Here is a 7,219-nt window from a genome sequence, read left to right on the forward strand (position 1 = left end):
CCCCCGCTTTTTAAATATGTACGTTAACAATAGCAGCATGCAAGGAAAAGCAAATACAACTCCATAGCTTAAGTATTCTACAAAGGTGGAATATCGCTCCAGAGAAACAGGATCTTTCTTTGCAATCGCAAAAAGTGTGAAAACCACTGCACTATTCAAAACAATCAGCTTAGAAGGCTTGACTTTGATAAACGTCAGGCTCTTACTCGCCAAATATAAGTAAATGATAATTGATGCGGCCAGCGGGACAATCCAAATCGAGACAAACAGTAAATCGAGACGATCCACCATTTGAAAATGAAGCGGGCGCAAAAAGTAAATTACGGGATAATGAATTTGTTTCAATGCGGGTCCGCTGAAAATCATGATGCAAAGTATGACAAAATATGCAGTCAACCCCGTTACGAAGACATTAGCCCAAGTAATGACCTTTAAGAACGCAGCCCCCTTTTTGGAGGCCAGCGGATATAAGAACAGGATCGCTTCAAAACCTAAAATGGTTAGCAGACTATCCAGACTCCCATTCATAATTTCTCTTATGCCGCTGCTTCCTATTGGAAGAACATGATGGAGGTCCATAGGCAGAAGAAAGGAAAAAAAGGAGATTCCAAATAAGAATAGGAAAAGAACGGATGTAAGTACAAAGAACCTTGCAATGATTCTAATGTCACTGACGGCCAGATATGTACAGGTCAAAATCATTAAGAGACCTATTACCCAATAGGGAGTGTTAATCAAGAGATGTTCTTTGGTGATGGATGTAAACTGCAGCAATACAAAAGATGCAATCGTGATAAAGTAGATGAAAATGATACTGTTTATAAAGCTGCCAAGATATTTCCCCAGTATGGAAAGGGTGATCTCAGTATAGGTCAAACGTGGAAATCTCTTTAATAAAAGCCATATAAGGACTAAGAATATCTGAACAAGCACTCCTGCGACAATAACTGAAATCCAGCCGTCTCCATTACTTGTGCTTTGTAAGGTGTTTGGGAGTGAAAGAATACCAAATCCCACTTGGGTTTGTATAATGAGAAAGAAAATCTGTAAGGTTGTTAGGGACCCTGCCTTTGACATAGACGATTCCACACTTTCCTGTCGAGGTTACTAGGTTTGTTTTAAGGCGTTATTTTTCTTTTTGGCTTTTATAAATGAATCCTTAATCCCCTTGATGTGTATTGGGGCTACAGGTTCCAGATAGGGTTTTCCGAAAGACTCCAACTTGCATAGATGAATCAATAAGACTGTTAGAGCAAGAACGATTCCTAAGAATCCAAAAAAGTTGGCAGCCAGTATGATCGGAAATGTCATTATCCTGGCACCGGTTCCCATTTGGTTGACAGGTGCTACAAAAGAGGCAATAGCAGTGAGAGCAATGACAACAATCATCGTGTTCGAGACGAAACCTGCTTCCACTACTGCAGTACCAATGACCAGACCGCCGACAATACCTATTGTCTGCGCAATTGGAGAAGGCAGGCGGATGGCAGCCTCTTTCAGGAGTTCAAGCACAAGCTGCATGGTGATCGCTTCAACTAATGGAGGAAGCGGAATATATTCAATCTGCACTCTGATCGCATAAAGAATTCCCAAGGGCAGCACTTCTGAATGGAACGATACCACAGCAATATAGATAGCAGGCAGGCTTAGTGCCATTAAAAAACTGAATATGCGGATGAGCCGGAAGAAGGAGCCAACTACCCATCGGCTGTTATAGTCATCAGGAGACTGATAAAAACTGAAAAATGTTATCGGTGATATCAGCACATGCGGAGTTCCATCCACAATCAGAACTGACTTTCCTTCTAATAAATAGGATACTGCTCTATCCGGTCTTTCTGTCGACAGCATTTGAGGAAATAAAGAATAACTATTGTCTTCAATTAATTCTTCAAGTTCCCCGGCTGATTGCAGTTCTTGTACATCCACCGCCTCTATCCTTTTTAATAAGACATCTAATGGCCCGCGGTCTACAAGATCATCAATATAGAGTAGCGATACGTTGGTATTGGTATTGGAACCCAGGGAAAAAGTTTTTACCCGAAGAGAAGGGTTTTTAACTCTGCGTCTGAGTAGAAAGATGTTTTTATTGACATTCTCTGAAAAACCGTCATGAGCCCCTTTAATGATGTGCTCATTTTCCGGTTCCTGAATAGCTCTATCCTCACCAGCAGCTGCCGGCAGCAATAAAACAGTATTTTCGCCTTCTGTAAACAAGGCGCAGCTCCCCTCCAGAAGGCTTTTCAATGTGACTTCCAAATCCGCTGATTTTTTATATTCCGCATTTTTCACTACCAATTCCGGGGGTGCTTCTGTTTTACAATCCAAGAGGGGTTCAATCACATTTCTTTCAATTAGTTTTTTATCCACTAGTGAATCTATATAAATAAGTTTGCAAGAAGTCTGATTATAAAGTAGACTCCTTTCTTTCAGGTCCGCCGTTTCATGAAAGGCAGACTTCACCGTTTCAACGTTCTCTTCCATAGTCTTTGACAGTTTTTTTGTAGAAATCATCATGTATTCACCTGCTGTTAAATGAATGGTTTACATTATTCTTTGTATATTAAGGTGAAAATATGTTGGACCGGAGCATAATCTGTTGGGGAATTCGCAGTGATAAAACCTCCAAACAGGACTGGGAGTATGTATATTGAAAGTGTTTTTTATAATTAAATAATTTTTGTTCAGGGAAGGAAGTACATCCATGTCATTCAGCCATTGGAAGGTATAGTATGAATAAGTTCACGTCATTAAAGAAAACTTATTTCGTAGAAGACGGATGATCGCAGTGTGTGAGTTAGGATCCTTTAATGCTCGAGAAAGAGCTTCAAAGCCAGGGATTCGACTGCCGAAGTGAGAAAGTACCTTTCAGAAGAAGGGTTTCAGGATGTAAATATGGAATAAAACAAATAGGTAAAACAATGAGGAGGGCACGAACATGACAACAGATAATATAATCAGCGAAAATAAAGAGTTGTCACAAGAACAACGTGAAGAATTGATTACCGTATTAAAAGCAAGGTTTGAGAAAAACATGAATCGTCATGAAGGGCTTGAGTGGTCGAAAGTGGAAGAGAAGCTGGATGCGGAAATACTGTGGTCGCTTAATGAGATGGAAAGAACCGGCGGGGAACCGGACGTTATAGGATTTGATAAAAAGAAGGACAAGTACATGTTTTGTGATTGTTCAGCTGAAAGTCCAAAAGGCCGCAGAAGTGTTTGTTACGACCGTGAAGCGCTGGAATCTCGAAAAAAACATAAACCTGAAACCAGTGCCATGGATATGGCCGCTTCCATGGGTATCGAAATGTTGACGGAAGAACAATATCGACAGCTGCAGAAGTTCGGTCCTTTCGATAAGAAAACATCGAGCTGGGTGCAGACACCAACTGATATCAGGGAACTTGGCGGGGCACTTTTTTGCGATTACCGATTCGGTCACGTCTTCGTGTATCATAACGGAGCCGATTCCTACTATGGTGCCAGAGGTTTTCGCGGAACGCTGATGGTCTAACCGAAACTTGAATTTGAGAATGAATCACCAGTCCACTTTCGGGTGCAGAATCGTACATACAATCATGCTCGAAACTCAGTTCAAATGGACTGAGTTTTTATTTGTGAAAATAGCGCTGCGATATACCATCAACTCTATATCTTTATGAATCATCTGCTGGTAAAATAAGGGTTATGAAACTAGTAAACTGACAGGGGATTAGGGGTGGATCGGACCTGCCATTCAGCGGTTAATACCCGATTTTCTCTATATTATCAGGGCGGCAAAAACCTGTCCCTGTCGCTCTCAGGAGGTGCAGCGATGCTTGGTATAAAAAACGAGCATATATTCGAAACAATCAAACCGATCACGAAGGGGTGGTCGAGTGACAAGAAATATTATATTGAAACGGTCACGGGCGAAAAGCTGCTGCTTCGCACGGCCGATCATTCAGAGTACAAGATGAAGAAGAACGAGTTTGAGATGATGAAACGGTTATCCGGAAGGGGTCTTCCCATCTCGGAGCCGATTGATTTTGGTATGTGTGACAGTGGCAACAGTGTTTATACCCTTTATACGTGGTGTGATGGCGAAGACGCTGAGATTATTTTACCTAAATTGACCGATACCGAGCAATATGAGCTGGGGCTGACGTCAGGCCGGGTCCTGAGGGAAATCCACTCGATTCCTGCGCCGGTTGATCAAGGGGATTGGGAAAGGAAATTCAATCGGAAAGCGGACAGCAAGATTAAGCAATACAATGACTGCGATATCAAAATAGAGAACGGAGATCGAATTATTGCCTTTATAGAGGCGAACAGGCATCTTCTTCGAGACAGACCGCAATCATTTCATCACGGGGATTATCACGTGGGGAATATGGTCATTTCGCCGAAAAGGAAACTCTCCATAATCGACTTCAACCGCCATGACTTTGGTGATCCGTGGGAAGAGTTCAATCGCATTGTGTGGAGTGCTTCTGTCAGCCCGCATTTTGCCACCGGCCAGCTCAACGGCTATTTTAACGGCAGGCCGCCGGAGGAATTCTTCAAGCTTATGGCGTTTTACATAAGCAGCAATATGCTGTCATCGGTCCCTTGGGCCGTCTCTTTCGGTGAGGAAGAGGTGGGTGTCATGATGGATCAGGCAAAGGAAGTGATGCGCTGGTTTGACGGCATGGATAACCCGGTACCGACTTGGTATTTGGAGGACTTCTATCTTCAGTACATCAATCAAATTCCTTACACATTATCATCTCCTTTCGACTTCTCGTTCATCGGGGAATACGGGGAAGTCTTCAAGGTCTTTGACGATCAGGATTCAGGCAATATCTGCTTCGGTGTAAAGAACGGTGACAGGAAATATTTTATTAAATTTGCCGGTGCACCGACAGTGCGATATGCCGGCAAACCTGAAGATGCCATTGCGGGACTTAAAGCTGCCGTTCAAGTTTATCAGGATTTGGCGCACCCTCATTTGATCAAGTTGATTCGAACGGAAGAAGTCGGAGGAGGATTTGCCGCCTTTTTTGAATGGACTGACGGTGAGTGTATGGGAAAAATGTATCCGCTGTCCAGGGAGAAATTTTTGCAGATGCCGGACACCAAAAGACTGGATGTATTCCACGACATCCTGGAGTTTCACATTCACGTAATCAAGCAGGGGTATGTAGCCGTCGATTTTTATGACGGCAGCATTCTGCATGATTTTCAAACGGAGAAGACCCTTATCTGCGATATCGACCTCTATTCCAAAACGCCCTATATCAATAAAATCGGCAGGATGTGGGGATCATCACGCTTTATGTCGCCGGAGGAATTCACACGGGGTGCAGCGATTGACGAAATCACGAATGTGTACCTGATGGGAGCAGCCGCCTTTGCCCTGTTTGGCGGGGAAAAAGACCGCTCTCTTGACAAGTGGCGGCTGAGCGAGGAATTATATCAAGTCGCATTGAAAGCGGTCAGTGATCATCGGGAGAAGCGTCAGCAGTCCCTTGCAGAATTTAGATGTGAGTGGGACAGGGGGACAGGTACGTTGACCCAATTTTCGTGAGCAGCGGAACATGCCCGCATGATTCTAAGCAGGAAGGAGGCAGAGTGTGGTGGAACACATCAACCAAGTAACTTGTGAAAAGAGATCCTATTCGAAAGAGTTTCATTCTCACCAGCATGAGTTTGGCCAATTTCTTTTTCCATTGCAGGGATCCCTGGATATCCAAACGGAGGGGCAAGAACTAAAACTTAATCCGGATCACTGTTTCTATCTTCCTCCCAAGTTTGATCATCACTACCGATCCGTAGAGAGGAACGAATTCCTGATCTTAGATATTCCGACGCACTATTTACCGCTTGATTCAAGCAGCATGTATGTGCAGTTGGATGATCAATGGAATTCGATCCGCTATTTGCTGCTGGAAGAAGCGAAGAGTCCGGAAAATAGAACGTCCTTAATGAGTTTGGCCAGATATGTATCGACCAAACTTCATCACTCTCACTCTCCTTCTGTTGACTATATACGCAAACATTTTAAAGAGCCGATCAGATTAGAAACATTAGCGGAAATCGAGCATTATCATCCATCGTATTACTCTGGATGGTTTAAGAAAAAATACGGCAAAAGCCCAAAAGCATATATTTCGGAACTGCGTTTGAATGAGGCTAAACATCTGTTACTGTCGACAGGATGGTCCATGACGAGGATCAGTGAAGAAGTAGGGTTTGAGAATTCTTCATCCTTTACGAGATGGTTTGTGAGATGTAAAGGCATATCGCCGCAACAATATAGACTGCTTAAAAAAGGATAAAAGGGATATCAAACTTGGTAAAGAAAATTTCGATGAAGTTTTCTATGCTGAGTATAGATATTCCTTTTATTATTTTTGTTGAGGTGAGCAGAATGAAAGGCCCAATTTTAATTTTAGTTGCAGGCATCCTTTGGGGAACCACTGGTACAGCCCAGGTGTTTGCACCGGAATCGGCACATCCAATCTCGATTGGGGCTGCCCGCTTAGCAGTAGGGGGACTATTTTTGTTAGGGGTTGTCCTGGCAGCAGGTAAATTGAACTTTACTAATTGGCCGGTAAAGACTACGATAATGGCTTCTCTGAGTATGGCATTCTATCAACCATTATTTTTCTCTGCCGTTACCCTTACAGGAGTAGCGATTGGAACAGTTGTAGCCATTGGGAGCGCCCCAATCCTATCAGGGGTCATTGAGTGGATTTTTTTAAAGAAACGCCCGGTCCTTATTTGGTGGTGCTCAACATTTCTGTCGATCTCAGGCTGTCTGCTGCTGTTTGTGAATAACGAGTCCGTCCATGTCGATCCGATAGGCCTCTTGATGGCCTTGGGGGCTGGTTTATCTTTTGCCATTTATACACTGGTGAGCAGAGAATTAGTTGAAACATACTCAGCGTTATCGGTGGTTGCCGTCGTATTTACTCTCAGCGCCATCTGCTTATCGCCGTTTTTATTCATTTATGATATGTCCTGGATTACGGGTTTACGTGGTTTGGGGGTAAGCCTTCACCTAGGAATATTGGCAACCGGGATCGCATATTTACTGTTTGCGATGGGGCTGATCCATGTTTCTTCTTCAACGGCCGTTACTCTTGCATTAGCCGAACCATTGACGGCAGCGCTGTTGGGAGTGTTCATAGTAGGCGAATATTTAAGCATCATTTCCTGGATGGGAATTATTCTGTTGATGCTCGGGATCGGCATT

Annotated in this window: 6 protein-coding genes; 4 read left to right on the top strand and 2 right to left on the bottom strand. The window is 43.4% G+C overall.

From position 1 onward, the window contains the following. Together HP456_RS17260 and HP456_RS17265 are read right to left on the bottom strand one after the other, a co-directional pair. On the bottom strand, window positions 1-1,077 hold a 1,077-nt coding region (locus tag HP456_RS17260; protein ID WP_172253406.1), incomplete at its 3' end, for a GerAB/ArcD/ProY family transporter. Between the two features lie 30 nt (window positions 1,078-1,107). Further along, the gene (locus HP456_RS17265) at window positions 1,108-2,517 is read right to left on the bottom strand and encodes a spore germination protein (RefSeq protein WP_172253407.1); all 1,410 of its coding nucleotides are present in this window, start codon (window positions 2,515-2,517) and stop codon (window positions 1,108-1,110) included. Window positions 2,518-2,938: 421 nt separating this feature from the next. On the opposite strand from HP456_RS17265, the gene HP456_RS17270 reads away from it, so the two are divergent. From HP456_RS17270 to HP456_RS17285, 4 genes are all read left to right on the top strand, one after another. Then, window positions 2,939-3,514, top strand: a complete 576-nt coding sequence (locus HP456_RS17270; RefSeq protein WP_172253408.1) for a DUF4256 domain-containing protein — start codon at window positions 2,939-2,941, stop codon at window positions 3,512-3,514. 300 nt (window positions 3,515-3,814) lie between these two features. Beyond that, window positions 3,815-5,548, top strand: coding sequence for a phosphotransferase family protein (locus HP456_RS25535; protein WP_172253409.1), 1,734 nt, complete (start codon window positions 3,815-3,817; stop codon window positions 5,546-5,548). A gap of 49 nt (window positions 5,549-5,597) precedes the next feature. Continuing rightward, window positions 5,598-6,299, top strand: coding sequence for a helix-turn-helix transcriptional regulator (locus HP456_RS17280; RefSeq protein WP_172253410.1), 702 nt, complete (start codon window positions 5,598-5,600; stop codon window positions 6,297-6,299). Window positions 6,300-6,391: 92 nt separating this feature from the next. Beyond that, window positions 6,392-7,219, top strand: an 828-nt coding sequence (locus HP456_RS17285) for an EamA family transporter (protein ID WP_172253411.1), incomplete at its 3' end; no start/stop codon positions are given.

This window comes from Bacillus haikouensis, from assembly GCF_013179555.1.
GTDB lineage: Bacteria > Bacillota > Bacilli > Bacillales > Bacillaceae_B > Rossellomorea > Rossellomorea haikouensis_A.